Source organism: Comamonas sp. JNW, assembly GCF_003105075.1.
Classification (GTDB): Bacteria; Pseudomonadota; Gammaproteobacteria; order Burkholderiales; family Burkholderiaceae_C; genus Comamonas; species Comamonas squillarum.
Window position 1 is genome coordinate 74,125 of sequence record NZ_QETI01000011.1, and the last position, 14,441, is coordinate 88,565.

Annotated in this window: 15 protein-coding genes; 11 read left to right on the forward strand and 4 right to left on the reverse strand. The window is 65.4% G+C overall.

The window, feature by feature from the left end; all coding sequences use genetic code 11:
- Positions 1–150: 150 nt before the first annotated feature.
- The 5 genes from DCO45_RS16110 to ugpC all read left to right on the forward strand — a co-directional run bounded on the left by DCO45_RS16110 (position 151) and on the right by ugpC (position 5,557).
- Positions 151–1,107: a TauD/TfdA family dioxygenase gene (locus DCO45_RS16110; RefSeq protein WP_116926784.1), complete on the forward strand. Its 957-nt coding sequence runs from the start codon at positions 151–153 to the stop codon at positions 1,105–1,107.
- Positions 1,108–1,216: 109 nt separating this feature from the next.
- Entirely contained in the window at positions 1,217–2,581 is a 1,365-nt protein-coding gene (locus tag DCO45_RS16115; protein WP_243419383.1) for an extracellular solute-binding protein, read from the forward strand.
- A gap of 19 nt (positions 2,582–2,600) precedes the next feature.
- Positions 2,601–3,608: a sugar ABC transporter permease gene (locus tag DCO45_RS16120; RefSeq protein WP_116926785.1), complete on the forward strand. Its 1,008-nt coding sequence runs from the start codon at positions 2,601–2,603 to the stop codon at positions 3,606–3,608.
- Positions 3,598–4,464: a carbohydrate ABC transporter permease gene (locus DCO45_RS16125; RefSeq protein WP_243419384.1), complete on the forward strand. Its 867-nt coding sequence runs from the start codon at positions 3,598–3,600 to the stop codon at positions 4,462–4,464. Before DCO45_RS16120 ends, DCO45_RS16125 begins: the two co-directional genes overlap by 11 nt.
- Before the next feature lies 1 nt (position 4,465).
- Complete coding sequence (ugpC, locus tag DCO45_RS16130; RefSeq protein WP_116926787.1) at positions 4,466–5,557, forward strand: sn-glycerol-3-phosphate ABC transporter ATP-binding protein UgpC; 1,092 nt, start codon at positions 4,466–4,468, stop codon at positions 5,555–5,557.
- A 63-nt stretch (positions 5,558–5,620) separates the two neighbouring features.
- Here ugpC and DCO45_RS16135 read toward each other — a convergent pair whose 3' ends face one another.
- Positions 5,621–6,175 carry a nitroreductase family protein gene (locus DCO45_RS16135; RefSeq protein WP_116926788.1) on the reverse strand — a complete coding sequence of 185 codons (555 nt, stop codon included), beginning with the start codon at positions 6,173–6,175 and terminating at the stop codon, positions 5,621–5,623.
- A gap of 58 nt (positions 6,176–6,233) precedes the next feature.
- Complete coding sequence (locus DCO45_RS16140; RefSeq protein ID WP_116926789.1) at positions 6,234–6,692, reverse strand: PaaI family thioesterase; 459 nt, start codon at positions 6,690–6,692, stop codon at positions 6,234–6,236.
- Between the two features lie 161 nt (positions 6,693–6,853).
- Here DCO45_RS16140 and DCO45_RS16145 point away from each other — a divergent pair, with 161 nt between their 5' ends.
- The 6 genes from DCO45_RS16145 to DCO45_RS16165 all read left to right on the forward strand — a co-directional run bounded on the left by DCO45_RS16145 (position 6,854) and on the right by DCO45_RS16165 (position 11,289).
- Positions 6,854–8,239 carry a hypothetical protein gene (locus tag DCO45_RS16145; RefSeq protein ID WP_133248182.1) on the forward strand — a complete coding sequence of 462 codons (1,386 nt, stop codon included), beginning with the start codon at positions 6,854–6,856 and terminating at the stop codon, positions 8,237–8,239.
- The gene (locus DCO45_RS16150) at positions 8,236–9,426 is read left to right on the forward strand and encodes a hypothetical protein (protein ID WP_133248183.1); all 1,191 of its coding nucleotides are present in this window, start codon (positions 8,236–8,238) and stop codon (positions 9,424–9,426) included. Before DCO45_RS16145 ends, DCO45_RS16150 begins: the two co-directional genes overlap by 4 nt.
- A 273-nt stretch (positions 9,427–9,699) precedes the next feature.
- Positions 9,700–9,828, forward strand: coding sequence for a transcription initiation factor TFIID subunit D10 (locus tag DCO45_RS16155; protein ID WP_116926792.1), 129 nt, complete (start codon positions 9,700–9,702; stop codon positions 9,826–9,828).
- A gap of 41 nt (positions 9,829–9,869) precedes the next feature.
- Positions 9,870–10,028, forward strand: a complete 159-nt coding sequence (locus DCO45_RS23015; RefSeq protein ID WP_165841215.1) for a hypothetical protein — start codon at positions 9,870–9,872, stop codon at positions 10,026–10,028.
- A 107-nt stretch (positions 10,029–10,135) separates the two neighbouring features.
- Complete coding sequence (locus DCO45_RS16160; protein WP_116926793.1) at positions 10,136–10,918, forward strand: hypothetical protein; 783 nt, start codon at positions 10,136–10,138, stop codon at positions 10,916–10,918.
- Between the two features lie 218 nt (positions 10,919–11,136).
- Positions 11,137–11,289: a transcription initiation factor TFIID subunit D10 gene (locus DCO45_RS16165; RefSeq protein ID WP_116926794.1), complete on the forward strand. Its 153-nt coding sequence runs from the start codon at positions 11,137–11,139 to the stop codon at positions 11,287–11,289.
- Positions 11,290–11,424: 135 nt separating this feature from the next.
- Here DCO45_RS16165 and gatB read toward each other — a convergent pair whose 3' ends face one another.
- Both gatB and gatA read right to left on the reverse strand, forming a co-directional pair.
- On the reverse strand, positions 11,425–12,879 hold the full coding sequence (gatB, locus tag DCO45_RS16170; RefSeq protein ID WP_116926795.1) for an Asp-tRNA(Asn)/Glu-tRNA(Gln) amidotransferase subunit GatB: 1,455 nt from the start codon (positions 12,877–12,879) through the stop codon (positions 11,425–11,427).
- A gap of 20 nt (positions 12,880–12,899) precedes the next feature.
- The gene (gene gatA, locus DCO45_RS16175) at positions 12,900–14,375 is read right to left on the reverse strand and encodes an Asp-tRNA(Asn)/Glu-tRNA(Gln) amidotransferase subunit GatA (RefSeq protein WP_116926796.1); all 1,476 of its coding nucleotides are present in this window, start codon (positions 14,373–14,375) and stop codon (positions 12,900–12,902) included.
- Between the last annotated feature and the right edge of the window lie 66 nt (positions 14,376–14,441).

Here is a 14,441-nt window from a genome sequence, read left to right on the forward strand (position 1 = left end):
GATGGCTTTAGACACCGAAGAAAGAGGCTTATGCCTCTTTTTTCTTAGCTGCTGTTGGCATATCGATGCATGAAATGCGTCGTTGTGGTGGCGCACCCCGCTGCCTAGCATGAAGGCTTCAACCCGATTGCCAGACCACGAGGAGCGCCCATGAATGCCATCACCAATGTTCGCCACCTGAGCCCAGCGGCCGATGCCGCTGCAGCTACGGCCCTGCACGTCGAGCCCCTGGCGGGCCGCATCGGCGCGGTGGTGCATGGGGTGTCGCTGTCGGGTGCATTGGAACCGGCGCTGTTTGCCCAGATCAAGGCAGCGCTGCTGCAGCACCGGGTGATTTTCTTCCGGGGCCAGCAGCACCTCGATGACGCCGGCCACCAGGCCTTTGGCCGTTTGTTTGGTGAGATCGAGGCCCACCCTACCGTGCCCGCGCCCGATGGCACGGCCTTTCTGGAGCTCAACTCGCAGCACGGCGGCCGGGCCGATTCCTGGCACACCGATGTGACCTTCAAGGCGGTCTTCCCCAAGGTCTGTGTGCTGCGCGCCGTGACCTTGCCCGGCCATGGTGGCGACACCGTCTGGGCCAATACCGTGGCCGCCTATGAAGGCCTGCCCGCGCCGCTGCAGCAGCTCGCCGAGCAGCTCTGGGCCGTGCATGGCAATGACTACGACTATGCGGAGAACTTCCGCCAGAACACAGCCGCCAGCCAGACCGAGACGCAGGGCCGGGCGAGCTACCGCAAGGTCTTCACCAGCAAGACCATCGAGTCCGAGCAGCCCTTGGTGCATGTGCATGCCGAGACGGGCGAGAAGGCGCTGCTGCTGGGCCACTTTGCCAAGCGCATCAAGGGCCTGCGCAGCAACGAGTCTGCCGCCTTGCTGCAGCTCTTCCATGAGCGCATCGTGCGGCTGGAAAACACCGTGCGCTGGCACTGGCAGCCGGGCGATGTTGCCATCTGGGACAACCGCGCCACCCAGCACTACGCCATCAATGACTATGCCGATGCCCACCGCGTGATGCGGCGCGTGACGGTCACCGGCGACGTGGCGACCTCGGTCGATGGCCGCACCAGCGTCGACCTGACCGTGCGCGAGCCGGCAGCGGCCTGAGCAGCCTGAGCGGCGGCCAGGCGCACCGGCTGGGCGCAGCGCCCTCCCCAACAGCAACACACCGATCGCAGATGGCGATGGCCGCCTGCGCGCACCACAGAGAGTTTCCATGACCCGAACCACCTACCACTACGAAGGCGGCCTGCTGGTGCCGCGCCGCAAGCTGCTGGCCTCTGCGCTGGCGGCCGGCGCCGGCAGCGTGCTGGGCTTTCCGGCACTGGCGCTGGACAGCAAGCCGCTCAAGGGCGTAACGCTCAATACCTCGCTGTACAGCTCGCCGTATTCCAAGCTGCTGCGGCCCTGGATTCCCGAGTTCGAGGAGGCCACGGGCGCCAAAGTCAATTTCGACACGCCCGGCTTTCCGGTCTACAACCAGCGCGCTGACCTGGAGCTGTCCACCAAGGGGGCGTCCTTTGATGCGGTCAATGTCACCTTCATCTATTCGAGCCGCTGGATCAATTCGGGCTGGCTGACGCCGCTCGATGGCTATATCAACGACGCCAACAAGACGCCGGCGAGCTTTGACATCCGCGACTTTCTCGAAGGCGCGCTGGCGCCCGAGCGCGGCCGCGATGGCCAGCTCTACGGCATCCCCTGGCAGGCCGAGGTCACGATTGCGGCGGCCTCGCGCTTTGATGTGCTCCAGCAGTCGGGCCTGGCCTTTCCCGATACGACAGACGCCTGGCTGCAAGCGGCCAAGCTGCTCAACCGCAAGGAGCGCGCGGCCGGCTTTGTCACCGACAACCACTATGGCTGGACCTTCATCCCGTTCCTGCAGGCCTTTGGCGGCGATGTGTTCCGCAAGGCGCCCGATGACCTGTTCCCCACCTTGGACAGCCCCGAGGCGATAGCGGCGGCCGACTACTTTGCCCGCCTGCTGCGCGAGTACGGGCCCGACGGTGTGGTCTCCTACACCTCGGACCAGGCCGTGCAGTCGCTCAAGGCCGGGCGCAGCCATTTGAGCGTGCAAGGCCAGATCAACCTCTCGCAGCTGGCCGATAAGTCCAGTAGCAAGGTGGCGGCATCGGCGGCCTGGGGCCAGGTGCCCAAGGGTGTGGCCGGGCGCTTTCCGGGCACGGCCATCCATGGCTGGGGCATTCCGGTGGGCAGCAAGAACAAGGATGCCGCCTGGCAGTTCATCCGCTGGGCCACGTCCAAGGAAACCTTGCAGCGCGCCGTGGCTGCAGGTTACGGCTCGCCCACGCGGCGCTCGGACATTGACTCGGCCGCCTACCGTGAGCGCCAGCGCGTCAACGGCTATGACATCGCGTCGCTGGTGACATCGTCGGTGGAGCTGTCGGCCAAGCAAGGCCATATGAAATACCGCACCGTGGCCGCCTACCCGCAGGTGGACCAGCAGATCAACAAGGCCATCGAGCTGATCGTGACCGGCCAGCGCACGCCTGAGCAGGCGATGAAGCAGGCGCAGACCGCGTCGATTGCCGAGCTGCGCCGCGCCGGCGTCTCGGTCTGAGCGGTGAGGGAACGCGCCCATGCCGCCCACTGCATCTCTCGCGCCGCAGGCGCTCGACACCGGACCCGCGCGCCCGCTGCCCAGCCAGGCGCGCGGCAAGCCCGCTGCGGCTGCAGCGTCGCGCCACTGGCAGCGCAATTGGCAGCGCGAATCGGCGCGGGCCTATGGCCTGGGCCTGGCACCCGCACTGGTAGTGCTGGCCGCCATCACCTTGCTGCCGCTGGTCACGCTGGTGGTGGTGAGCCTCACGCCGCTGAGCCTGACCGACCCGGCAGCGACCTTCCATTTTGACCAGCCCGCCGGCAACTATGCGCAGCTGCTGCAGGACCAGCGCTTTGTAGATTCGCTCTGGGTGCAGGCCAAGCTCTCGTCGGTCAGCGTGCTGCTGCAGCTGCTCGTCGGCCTGGGCCTGGCCTTGCTGCTGCACAGCAGCAGCCGCGTGGTGGCGGGCCTGCGCACGTTCTTTCTGATCCCGATGGTGCTGCCGCCGATTGTGGTGGCCCTGGTCTGGAAGATCATCTACACGCCCGACATCAGCCCGATGCATGCGCTGCTCGAGCAGTGGGGCTGGCCGCTGCGCTCGCTGATCGCCAACCCCGACACCGCGCTGTGGGCCATTGTGGCCGCCGATGTCTGGCAGTGGTTCCCGTTCACGATGCTGATGGTGCTGGCCCAGCTGCAGATGGTGCCGCGCGACCCGGTCGATGCCGCCCGCATCGATGGCGCCAACCGCTGGCAGGTGTTTGTCTACATCGTGCTGCCCTATCTGCAGCGCACCCTGGTGGTCTGCGCGCTGTTTCGCCTGATCGACAGCTTCAAGGCCTTTCCGCTCTTGTATGTGCTGACCAATGGCGGGCCGGGCACGGTGACCGAGGTCACCAATTTCTACGGCTTTATCCAGGCCTTCAACTTCTCGTACTGGGGCTACGGCAGCGCCATTGCGGTGGTGATGCTGGCCATCATCTTTGTGCTGAGCGCACTGGTCAGCCGCCTGAGCCGGGCCAAGGGAGATGCCCATGCACGCTGAGACCTGGCACAACGCAGCACCTGCGCTGCCCGTATGGCAACGCGCCGTGCAAGGCGCGCAGCGCCATCTGCGCAGCACCGCTGCCGTGGTGGTGCTGATGGTGGTGCTGCTGCCTTTTTTGTGGATGGTGCAGATGGCCTTTCGCCCGTCGGGCGATGCGCTGTCGCTGGATTTGATCTTCAGCCCCACGCTAGAGGCCTTTGCGGGCCTGTGGCAGGACAACTTTGCACGCTCCTTTGGCAACAGCTTGCTGGTGAGTGTGCTGTCCACCGGGCTGTCGCTGCTCTTGGGGGTGCCCGCTGCCTATGCGCTGTCGCGCTGGCGCTTCAAGCAGCGGCGCCAGGTGGCGCTGTGGGTGCTGTGCACGCGCATGGCGCCGCCCATTGCGTTCACGATTCCGTTCTTTCTGGCCTTTCGCTGGCTGGGCCTGCTCGATTCCGTCTGGGGCCTGGTGCTGGTCTACCTGACCTTCAACCTGGCCATCGTGATCTGGATGATGCAGGGCTTTTTTGAGGCCATTCCCACGGCGCTCGAAGAGGCGGCCTGGATGGACGGCTGCAGCATCTGGTCGGCCTTCTGGCATGTGACCTTGCCACTGACCCGGCCGGGCCTGGTGGCCACCGCCGTGCTGTGCTTCATCTTTTCGTGGAGCGACTTTTTCTTCGCACTGATTCTGACCCGCACGCAGGCGGTGACGGCGCCGGTGGCCATCGTCAATTTTCTGCAGTACGACGGCTGGGAGTGGACCAAGATTGCAGCGGCCGGCACCCTGGTGATGCTGCCGGTGCTGCTGTTCACGGTGCTGGTGCGCAAATACCTCGTTCACGGCCTCACCGCCGGTGGCGTTAAGGACTGACATGGCTTCGATTGCATTGAGACAGCTGCGCAAGCATTTTGAGGGGCACGATGTGCTCAAGGGTATTTCGCTCGATATCGCCGAGGGCGAGTTTGTGGCGCTGGTCGGCCCATCTGGCTGCGGTAAATCCACCTTGCTGCGCATGCTCGCCGGGCTCGAAGAGGTCAGCAGCGGCCAGATCGTGCTGGGTGGCCAGCTCATCAACGATGTGCCGCCGCGCGAGCGCAATATTGCGATGGTGTTCCAGAACTATGCGCTCTACCCGCATATGACGGTGGCCGAGAACCTGGGCTTTGCGCTCAAGCTGCAGCGCCAGGCGCCCGCAGCCATTGCGCAGCGCGTGCAGCAGGTGGCCGAGATTCTGGGCCTGGAGCCGCTGCTGGCCCGCCTGCCTGCCCAGCTGTCGGGCGGCCAGCGCCAGCGTGTGGCCATGGGCCGCGCCATTGTGCGCGAGCCACTGGCCTTTTTGTTTGACGAGCCGCTGTCCAACCTGGATGCCAAGCTGCGCGTGCAGATGCGCACCGAGATCAAGGCCTTGCACCAGCGCCTGCGCACCACCACGGTCTATGTGACGCATGACCAGATCGAGGCCATGACCATGGCCGACCGCATCGTGGTGATGCGCGACGGCCTGATCGAGCAGGTGGGCACGCCGCTGGAGCTGTACGACCGGCCACGCAATGCCTTTGTCGCGCAGTTCATTGGCTCGCCCTCGATGAACCTGATTGCCGCCCGCAGCCAGCCAGCGCAGGACGGCTGGCAGCTGGTGACCGACGATGGCCTGCGCCTGCCGCTGCTGCCCGGCCTGCAGGCCCAGGGCGAGCGTGCGCTGTGGCTGGGCGTGCGGCCCGAACATGTGCAGCTGGAAGTGGCGCCCCTGAGCGGTGTCGCCACCAGCGCTGCGACCGTCGAGGTGGTGGAGCCCACCGGCGCCGAAACCCAGGTGGTCAGCCGCTTTGGCCAGCAGCCACTCATTTCGACCGTCAAGGAACGCCTGGCGCTGGCGCCCGGCCAGGCGCTGCATTGGCACACGGCGCCGCAGCACTGGCATGTGTTTGACCGGCAAAGTGGCGAGCGCCTCAACGTCGCTTAATACCAAGTACCTCATGCACAAAGGCTTCCAGTCGGGAGCCTTTGCGTTGCTGGGTGCCGGTGTTTAAGCCAGGGGGCCTGCGGTCAAGATTTCCGACAGCGCCTTGCGCGGCGAGGGCGTCTCGCGCTCGGCCAGGTCGGCGGGCAGGCTGGACTTGTCGCCGCGCTCGCCAATGGCGACCAGGCATTCGACCTGCCAGTTGTCACCGAGCTTGAGCACGGCGCGTGCAGCATCGCGCTCGATGCCGCCCATGGCGTGGGTGGCCAGGCCCATCGCATGGGCTTGCAGGGCCAGGTAGCCCCAGGCGCAACCGGTGTCAAAGCTGGGCGCGGGAGACTCGTCCTTGTTCGACAGCACCACCAACAGGGCGCCGGCATTCAGGCACCAGCGGCGGTTGAACTCGTTGGGAATGGTGGAAAACGCCTGCCAGTTGGCATCGCCGTTGATCGAATAGGCAAAGTGCCAGGGCTGCTTGTTGCTGGCCGAAGGGGCCCAGCGTGCGCCTTCCACAATGGTCTCGATGTCCCTGTGCGTCAGCGCCTTGCCCGAGAAGGCGCGGGGCGAGAAACGGTCCAGAAACTGGGGATGGATGGCATGGGTGGATTGGCGCGTCGTCATGGTCAAAAAGTGAGCAATAAGACCGCCAGCATGCCATATCTGCCGGTTTTTTGCAGGCTTAGATTTTTTGTTTATCGACCAGCTTGAAGGTGCCGGTGGCCAGGCCCAACAGGTTGCCGGCATCGTCATGCAGCTCGCCGCGCACAAAGGACAGGCTCTTGCCGCGCTTTTCGCAAACGGCCGTGCAGACCACATCGCCGCTGCCCGGCGCAATGTAATGAATGGTCAGGTCCACGGTGATGACGCCATAGCGCAACGGATCATGCGCGCGAGCGGCGCAGGACAGGCCCACATCGAGCAAGGTGGCGATGGCGCCGCCATGCATATCGCCCCGGCTGTTGGTGTATTGCTTCTGGTAGGGCATGCGCACCCGGGCGCGCTCATTGCCGATCGCCTCGCCCTTGAGCAAGAAGGCCTCGGCCATGGCCATGCCGAGGCCGAAGATCTGGTTGGCGGGCTCATCCACGGTGTAGGCGGGGATGTCGTTGGCAACAGCGGGGGATGCAGTGGTGGTCATGGGGCAGGGCGCAGCAGGTTCAAAACCTTGGATGTTAGCGGCTGGGCCGCCAAGCCGCGCCGCATGGCTGACACCTGGGAGTCGCCGCCCCAGCGGCGCCCAGCTTCGTTTGCAAAGCGGCTGCCTCCACTTCTGTGCCCTCGGTTTATCATCGCTGGCTTATGCCCGTCTGGCCCCCGTCGTCCTCTCTGTCATCCCCGTATTGCCCGCGCTGCGGCGCAGCGAACTGCCGCAGCGCAGGTGCGCGCGACCGCTTTGCCTGCCTGCAGTGCGGCGCGCAGTTCCGGCTGGAGCAGCTGCAGGGCCAGTCCTTCGCGGCTGGTCAGGCCGCGCCAGGGGCGCCAAACGGGGCGCGGTTGCGCCAGCACCTGCCCTGGCTGGCGGTGGCGATGGCCATGCTGGTGTCCATCCCCTGGTGGCTGCCCCGGCTGCAACCCGGGCTCCAGCTGAAGCTGCCCACTGCCTGGCAAGACAAGGCACCGCAGCTGGCACTGGGCCGCAGTGAGGCGACGACGCTGATCGAGCGCAACGGCCAGCGCTTGCTCGTGCAGCTGTTTGAAAACCGCGAGCAGGGCGATGTGGTCTACCGCGTGCTGGTCCGTGATGCGGCCACCGGCGCCAGCCTGGGCGAGCCCCAGCGCATGGCCATGCCCTGGGCCGGCAGCTCCGGGCGGGCCGAGCTGCAGTTTTTCTCGGACGGCCAGCTCTACCTGTTTTTGCGGGAACGCGGCTTTTGGCGGCTGGATCTGGCGAGCCTGCGCTTTGTCGATCTGCTGCCCCAGCTCAGTGAGAAATTTGCCGCGCAGCTGGGCGAGGGCATCGTGGGCGTAGCGCCCAAGGGCCGCGACCGGCCCGACAGCCTGGAGGTCACCAGCCGCAGCGGCAGCAAATACCTGGTGTACTGGCTGATCGGCCAGATCTGGCCGGCGGCCGACAGCAGCAGCCTCTACGAAAAGGCCCAGGCCGGCTACCGCCAGGAGATCGCCTTCTACCGCTATGAATCGCTGCCCCGCCCGACCGGCGAGGAGAACCGCGCCGTGCTGGTGCAGTCCTGGTGGCGGCACGAGCCCGGCCAGCCCGCCTACTTTGGCTATTACGACCTGCAGCCCAGCGACAGCCGCGAGGTGCAGACATCGCCGCGCAGCTATGTGGCCATTGGCGATGGCTTCTCGACCCGCCCCTATGCCACCAAGGACCGGGGCCTGCTGCGCATCAAGGTGGTGCAGCCGGCGGTGCCGCGCTTCCATGCCGATGTGATGGCCGAGAACGCGCGCCGCCTGCTGCTGGCCTACAACCCCACGCCGCTGCGGCAGGAGGGGCGCGTGATCCAGCTGCTGGACAAGGCCAGCGAGCAGGTGGTGTGGAGCCGCACCATCGACCAGTTGCCCGCACTGGGCCAGCGCGAAGGCGGCATGTATGTCACCGGCCAGGCCGTCAGCGCCGGCTTTTTGCTGGTCAACGACATGCGCCAGCCCGCGCTGCTGATTGGCGATGACGGCGAGGTGCTGCAGGACTTTGGGGCTGCGGCCGCAGGAGCTGCGCAGTGAGCATTCCTCGGCGTTTTTATCTTCCGATGGGCCTGGGCTTTCTGTTCTTTTTTGTGCTGCCGCTGCTGGTGCCCGCGACGGTCAAGCTGCTGCAATCGGGTGCAGACAAGGCCGAGGAGCTGGGCGATGTGGCCGCCTCGGCCATCTACCAAGGGGAGGACGGCAGCCTGCGCATGCTGCGGGTGATGAAGCACAGCACCGCGCAGGACGATGTGTTTGTGCTGCTGGACAACGACCTGCAGGCCAAGCAGCTGCTGGGCGAGCCCCAGCGCATTGTGCTGCCGCGCGCCCAGCTGCGCCAGCCGGCGCGCTTGCGCAGCGAGGCCCATGGCCAGCTGTCGCTGCTGCTCAATGACCGGCACTGGTGGCTGCGCGAGCCGGCGCAGACCGCGTTTGCGCCGATGGATGCCGCGCTGCGCCAGCGCTTTGCGGCCGAGCTGGGCACAGGCGTGTCCAAATATGCGTTTGGCGAGCTGCGCGAGCCGGGCCTCTTGGATGTGACCAGCAATACCGGCGACCGCTATGCGCTGTACTGGGCCAGTGGCGAGCTCTACCCCTGGGCCGAGCGGCTGCAGCGCTGGCAGCAGCGCCCCTGGGCACAGTACCCGCAGACGGCCTCGCGCATCGACTATGCCGACTTTGACACCGACGTGGCCCAGTACGGCATGCCGATGATCTTGCTGCAGTTTGCGCAAAAAGTTAGGCCAGGCGAGTTTGAGCGCTGGCCACGGCTGAGCGTGCACTCCAGCGCCGACAAGCAGGTGCGCGCCGCCCCCAAGCTCTACCAGCCGGTCAGCGATGGTTTTGTCGTCAGCCGCCAGGCGCTGCGCGACGCGGGCATTACCCAGATTGCCGCGGTGGCCAGCGTACCGGTGCAGTTCAGCGGCGAGGTGCTGGCCCGCAATGCGGACCGTGTGCTGATGCGCTACGACGAGACCCCTACCACCGCCGCCGAGGTGGTGCTGCAGATCGTCGATGCGCACAGCCTGCAAGTGGTGTGGCGCAAGTCCACGCGCGAGATGCCGCAGTTGCTGTTTGACGGCGAGCACCTGGCGGCCCAGGCCTGGCCCGGCGGTTTTTACCTGAGCACCGGCTTGAACCTGCCAGCCCTGGTGATCGACAACGAGGGCCAGACCTTGGTCGACTTTCAGCCCCAAAAGCGCCTCGAGCAACCCAGCGAGGACTGAGGCCTAAGAACCTGTTCAAAGGCAAGCACACGCGGCCCGGGCGGCCCATTGTCAACGTGGATAGTGGACGATAAAAGTGCAGGGCCATCCGATAGTTATTGGCTGGCCTACAGCGCTGTTTTGTAAAGAAATTTTGCAAATCCACCGGCCTGTTTACGTAAAGCCAAACGAATCTCCAAAACTCCTACAGCCAGCGCCACCCTTCAGCGGCACCATGTCCTTACGGCAGGCGTTTGTCCCTGCCGCCAACCTGACACTGAAGGAGTAAACGCCATGAACCAGCAGAACCACCAACAGTCCGGACAGCACCCTGCCCAGAAAAAGGAGCAGCAGCAACAGCAGCAATCCCCGAAGCAGCAGCAACCGGGCCAGCAGGACCGCAAGCAGTCCTCGCAGAAGTAGGCTGCGACAGCGCGGCCCACGAAGACCACACGGAGCACCCCATGCAACAACTGCCATTGCCGATGACCAAGCAGCAGCCTTGGCCGCTGCAACAGGGCCAGCCGTTGCGCGAGGCCAAGTACTCGCAGCAGCAGTGCAAGTGCAACCGGCGCCAACTGGGCACCGAGCCCAAGACGCCGGACAACGCACAGATGTGCTGATCTTCTGAACCCTGCGCCAAAGCCCGCACGATGCGGGCTTTTTTGTGGGCGCGGCAGCGCATGCGCGGCGATACTGGCGCTCTCCATCCCCCAGCCAGCAGACCTCCATGAACACCGGATTCTTCGCGCAGCCCAGCCCGCCGTACCCCCGCACCAACTACAGCTTTGCCTACCAATGGATCGAAGAAGTTGGCAGCCTGACCGCCTTGCTGGCGCATGTCGAAGCGCTGCGCGCCGCAGACCCCGCGCACCGCTATCTGTGCACCTTGGACGATATCCAGCAGGGCAGCTACACCAGCGGCCATGCCAGCCAGGATGACCGGCTCTACCTGGCCAGCCCGCCGGATATGGACTGGGACGACCCAGTGCAGGAGGCGGCCTGGGATCTGCAGGCGCTGCAGCACCGCGCGCGCCAGCTGCGCCAGGGCCCGCAACGCTGGGCCGATGTCTGCGGCAGCCTGGCGGTAAGCGCCAGCGATCTCGACGCACTGCTGGCCGCGAATCGCGCGCCTGATCTGCTGCTCGATGACGTCGTCTATATCCAGCGCCTGCCGTTGGCCCAAGGCGATCCGCTGATTGCTGGCCAACCCAATGGCTATTTCAGCGCAGACTGGGACAGCTTTCAAAACCACGCCATCCACCAGCATCTGGCCGAGCAGCATGGCTACCAGCTGTTGGCCATGGGCGCCGCCTGGATGGCACTGGCTCGCGTGCAGCCGCCCGGTGCCGTGCAGGCCCAGGCGCTGGTGGAGGATTTGCGGGCGCTGTATGCCACGGGTGATGAGGCGCTGCTGGCCCATGCGGGCTGGCAAGCCTTGCCAGCGCTGCTGCAAACCCAGCGCATCCTGGTGATGGGCTATACCGAAGATATGGCCGACCGCTGGGAGTAAAGCCTCGCTTGTATTTCTGTGAAGGACGGAAAAGGAATGTAGGCGGCCCTGCGTTGCTTACCGCCTGGAATGCACCAAGCGGCTTTGCAAAATGTGCACCGAGAAACGTCTCGATGCAGGCGGCGCGTCAATTCCTACACCGGCCGTTCGGCTGCAGCGCGACCATAGAGCCATGGCAGGGCATGTCGCCCGGTCATCATCTTGAAGGAGCTAACGCTATGAATCAGCCAAACAGCCAACGCAATCCCAACCAGGTGAACCAGCAGCAATCGGGCCAGAAGCCCGGCTCGCCCAAAGAGCAGCAACACCAGCAGCAGTCGCCGCAGCACAAGCAACCTGGTCAGCAAGACCGCTCCCAGCAGCAGCGCTGAAGGCCGCGTTGGCCTGAGCAACTGGTAGTCGCCACCGCGCGATAACCAGGAGGGTCAGCCAGGGTGCATGCCTGGCAAGCCCGTAAAAAAGCCTCCATTGCTGGAGGCTTCTTGCTGTCAGCGGTGGCGGGGAGATCAGGCCAGCTTGGCCTTCAGCAACTCATTGACCTGGCCCGGGTTGGCCTTGCCCTTGGAAGCCTTCATCACCTGGCCGACCAGTGCGTTGAAGGCCTTGTCCTTGCCGGCCTTGTACTGCTCGACATTGCCGGGGTTGGCGGCGATCACCTCGTCGATGATGGCTTCGAGCGCGCCGGTGTCGTTGGATTGCTTCAAGTCCTTGGCGTCGATGACAGCGTCGACGTCGGTGCCTTCGCCGCTCCACAGCGCTTCAAACACCTGCTTGGCGCTGTTGTTGCTGATGACATTGCCGTGGATGCGGTCGATCAAGGTGCCCAGCTGCGCGGCGCTGACCTTGACCTGGTCCATGCCGATCTCTTCCATGTTCAGGCGGCGCGAGATCTCACCCATCACCCAGTTGCTGGCCAGCTTGGGCTGGCCGCTGGCCTTGGCAGCGGCTTCAAAGTAGTCGGCCATGGCCTGGCTTTGGGTCAGGGTGGTGGCGTCGTACTCGGGCAGGCCGTAGTCGGCCACAAAGCGGTCGGCGCGCTGGCGCGGCAGCTCGGGCATCTCGGCCTTGACGGCCTGCACCCAGCTGTCGGCGACCACCAGCGGCGGCAGGTCCGGATCGGGGAAGTAGCGGTAATCGGCCGCGTCTTCCTTGGTGCGCATCGCGCGGGTCTCGCCGGTGTCGGGGTTGAACAGCACGGTGGCCTGCTGGATCGCGCGGCCATCTTCGATCTCTTCGATCTGCCAGCGGATTTCGTAATCGATGGCGATCTGCATGTTCTTGAACGAGTTCAGGTTCTTGATCTCGCGGCGGGTGCCCAGCGGCTGGCCGGGCTTGCGCACGGACACGTTGGCATCGCAGCGGAACGAGCCTTCCTGCATATTGCCGTCGCAGATGCCGATCCAGGTGACGATCTTGTGCAGTTCCTTGGCGTAGGCCACGGCCTCGGCGGTGCTGCCCATGTCGGGCTCGGTGACGATCTCCAGCAGCGGCGTGCCGGCGCGGTTCAGATCAATACCCGATTGGCCGATGAACTCGTCGTGCACCGATTTGCCCGCGTCTTCTTCGAGGTGGGCGCGCACCAGGCGCACGGTCTTTTTCTGGTCGCCGACAAAGAAGCTCACCTCACCGCCTTGCACCACCGGGATCTCGAACTGCGAGATCTGGTAGCCCTTGGGCAGGTCGGGGTAGAAGTAGTTCTTGCGTGCAAAGATGCTGACGGGCGCAATCGTGCTGCCCAGCGCCAGGCCGAGCTTGATGGCGCATTCGACGGCCTTCTTGTTCATCACCGGCAGGGTGCCGGGCAGGGCCAGGTCTACGGCGCAGGCCTGGGTGTTGGGCTCGGCGCCAAAGGCGGTGCTGGCGCGGCTGAAGATCTTGCTGTTGGCGGCCAGCTGGGTGTGGGTTTCAAAGCCAATCACCACTTCGTAGCCGTTGATGAGCTTGATGCTTGTTTCGGTCATGTTCTGTTTTCCTCCCTGCGTTACTTCGCGATGCCGGTTGGCTGGCGCAGGTGGTGGTCGGTGGCTTGCTGCAGCTGGTGGGCGGCGTTCAGGAGCTTGGCTTCACCAAAATAGTTGCCGATCAGCTGCAGCCCCACGGGCATGCCGCCTTCGCCAAAGCCGGCGGGAACGCTCAGGCCAGGCAGGCCGGCCAGCGACGCGGGCAGCGTGTAGATGTCGGCCAGGTAGTTGGCAAGCGGGTCGCTCTTGCCGCCCAGTGCCCAGGCCACGGTGGGCGCAGCGGGGCCGGCGATCAGGTCGCAGTCCTGGAAGGCGGTCTGGAAGTCGTCGGCAATCATGCGGCGGATCTTTTGCGCCTGCAGGTAGTAGGCGTCGTAGTAGCCGTGCGAGAGCACATAGGCACCGGTCATGATGCGGCGCTTGACCTCGTCGCCAAAGCCTTCGGCGCGGGTCTTCTTGTACATGTCCACCAGGTCGCTGTAGTCCTTGGCGCGGTGGCCAAACTTCACGCCATCAAAGCGCGAGAGGTTGGACGAGGCCTCGGCCGGGGCGATGATGTAGTAGACGGGGATGGACAGCTCGGTGCGCGGCAGGCTGATGGGCACCAGCTTGGCGCCCAGCTTTTCGTACTCCTTCAAAGCCGCATCGACGGCGGCGCGCACATCGCTGCTCAGGCCATCGCCAAAGAACTCGGCGGGCACGCCAATGCGCAGGCCGGCCAGCGAGTCGTTGAGGTGCAGCGTGAAGTCTTCGGCCGGGTGGTCCAGGCTCGTGGAGTCACGGTCCAGGTCGGGGCCGCACATTTCGCTCAGCAGCAGCGCGCAGTCTTCGGCGGTGCGCGCCATCGGGCCGGCCTGGTCCAGGCTGGAGGCGAAGGCGATCATGCCGTAGCGGCTGGCGCGCCCATAGGTGGGCTTGATGCCGGTGATGCCGCAGAACGACGCAGGCTGGCGGATCGAGCCGCCGGTATCGCTGCCGGTCGCCGCAGGCGCCAGGCGCGCGGCCACCGCTGCTGCCGAGCCGCCGGACGAGCCGCCGGGAACCCGGCTGGTGTCCCAGGGGTTGCGCACCGGGCTGATGGCGCTGTTCTCGTTGGCCGAGCCCATGGCGAACTCGTCCATGTTCAGCTTGCCCAGCGTGACCGCGCCAGCAGCTGCCAGCTTGGTCACCATGGTGGCGTCAAACGGCGACTGGTAGCCGGCCAGCATCTTGCTGCCCGCGGTGGTGGGGAAGTCCTGGGTGACGAACAGGTCCTTGTGGCCCATCGGCACACCGGCGAGCTTGCCGGCCGTGCCCGCTGCAATGGCGGCATCGGCAGCGCGGGCCTGGGCCAGCGTCACGTCTTCATTGATGTGGATGTAGGCACCCAGATCCTGGTGGGTCTTGGCGCGGGCCAGAAAGTGCTGGGCGGCCTCGACGGAGGACACTTCGCGGCTTTTGAGCTTGGCAGCCAGCTGGGCCACGCTCAAGTCATGCAATTCGGTAGGGATGCTCATGCAAATCTCGCGATCTTGGCGATCTCGGTGAATGGGAAGGGGCGCGGGGCGCCGGTCTCAGGGGCG

Coding starts and splice junctions, on each gene's coding strand:
- gatB (WP_116926795.1), bottom strand. CDS start 12,879: ATGACCGAAACAAGCATCAAGCTCATCAACGGCTACGAAGTGGTGATT.
- gatA (WP_116926796.1), bottom strand. CDS start 14,375: ATGAGCATCCCTACCGAATTGCATGACTTGAGCGTGGCCCAGCTGGCT.
- DCO45_RS16110 (WP_116926784.1), top strand. CDS start 151: ATGAATGCCATCACCAATGTTCGCCACCTGAGCCCAGCGGCCGATGCC.
- DCO45_RS16165 (WP_116926794.1), top strand. CDS start 11,137: ATGAATCAGCCAAACAGCCAACGCAATCCCAACCAGGTGAACCAGCAG.
- DCO45_RS16135 (WP_116926788.1), bottom strand. CDS start 6,175: ATGACGACGCGCCAATCCACCCATGCCATCCATCCCCAGTTTCTGGAC.
- DCO45_RS16115 (WP_243419383.1), top strand. CDS start 1,217: ATGACCCGAACCACCTACCACTACGAAGGCGGCCTGCTGGTGCCGCGC.
- DCO45_RS16155 (WP_116926792.1), top strand. CDS start 9,700: ATGAACCAGCAGAACCACCAACAGTCCGGACAGCACCCTGCCCAGAAA.
- DCO45_RS16160 (WP_116926793.1), top strand. CDS start 10,136: ATGAACACCGGATTCTTCGCGCAGCCCAGCCCGCCGTACCCCCGCACC.
- DCO45_RS16140 (WP_116926789.1), bottom strand. CDS start 6,692: ATGACCACCACTGCATCCCCCGCTGTTGCCAACGACATCCCCGCCTAC.
- DCO45_RS16125 (WP_243419384.1), top strand. CDS start 3,598: ATGCACGCTGAGACCTGGCACAACGCAGCACCTGCGCTGCCCGTATGG.
- DCO45_RS16145 (WP_133248182.1), top strand. CDS start 6,854: ATGCCCGTCTGGCCCCCGTCGTCCTCTCTGTCATCCCCGTATTGCCCG.
- DCO45_RS16120 (WP_116926785.1), top strand. CDS start 2,601: ATGCCGCCCACTGCATCTCTCGCGCCGCAGGCGCTCGACACCGGACCC.
- ugpC (WP_116926787.1), top strand. CDS start 4,466: ATGGCTTCGATTGCATTGAGACAGCTGCGCAAGCATTTTGAGGGGCAC.
- DCO45_RS23015 (WP_165841215.1), top strand. CDS start 9,870: ATGCAACAACTGCCATTGCCGATGACCAAGCAGCAGCCTTGGCCGCTG.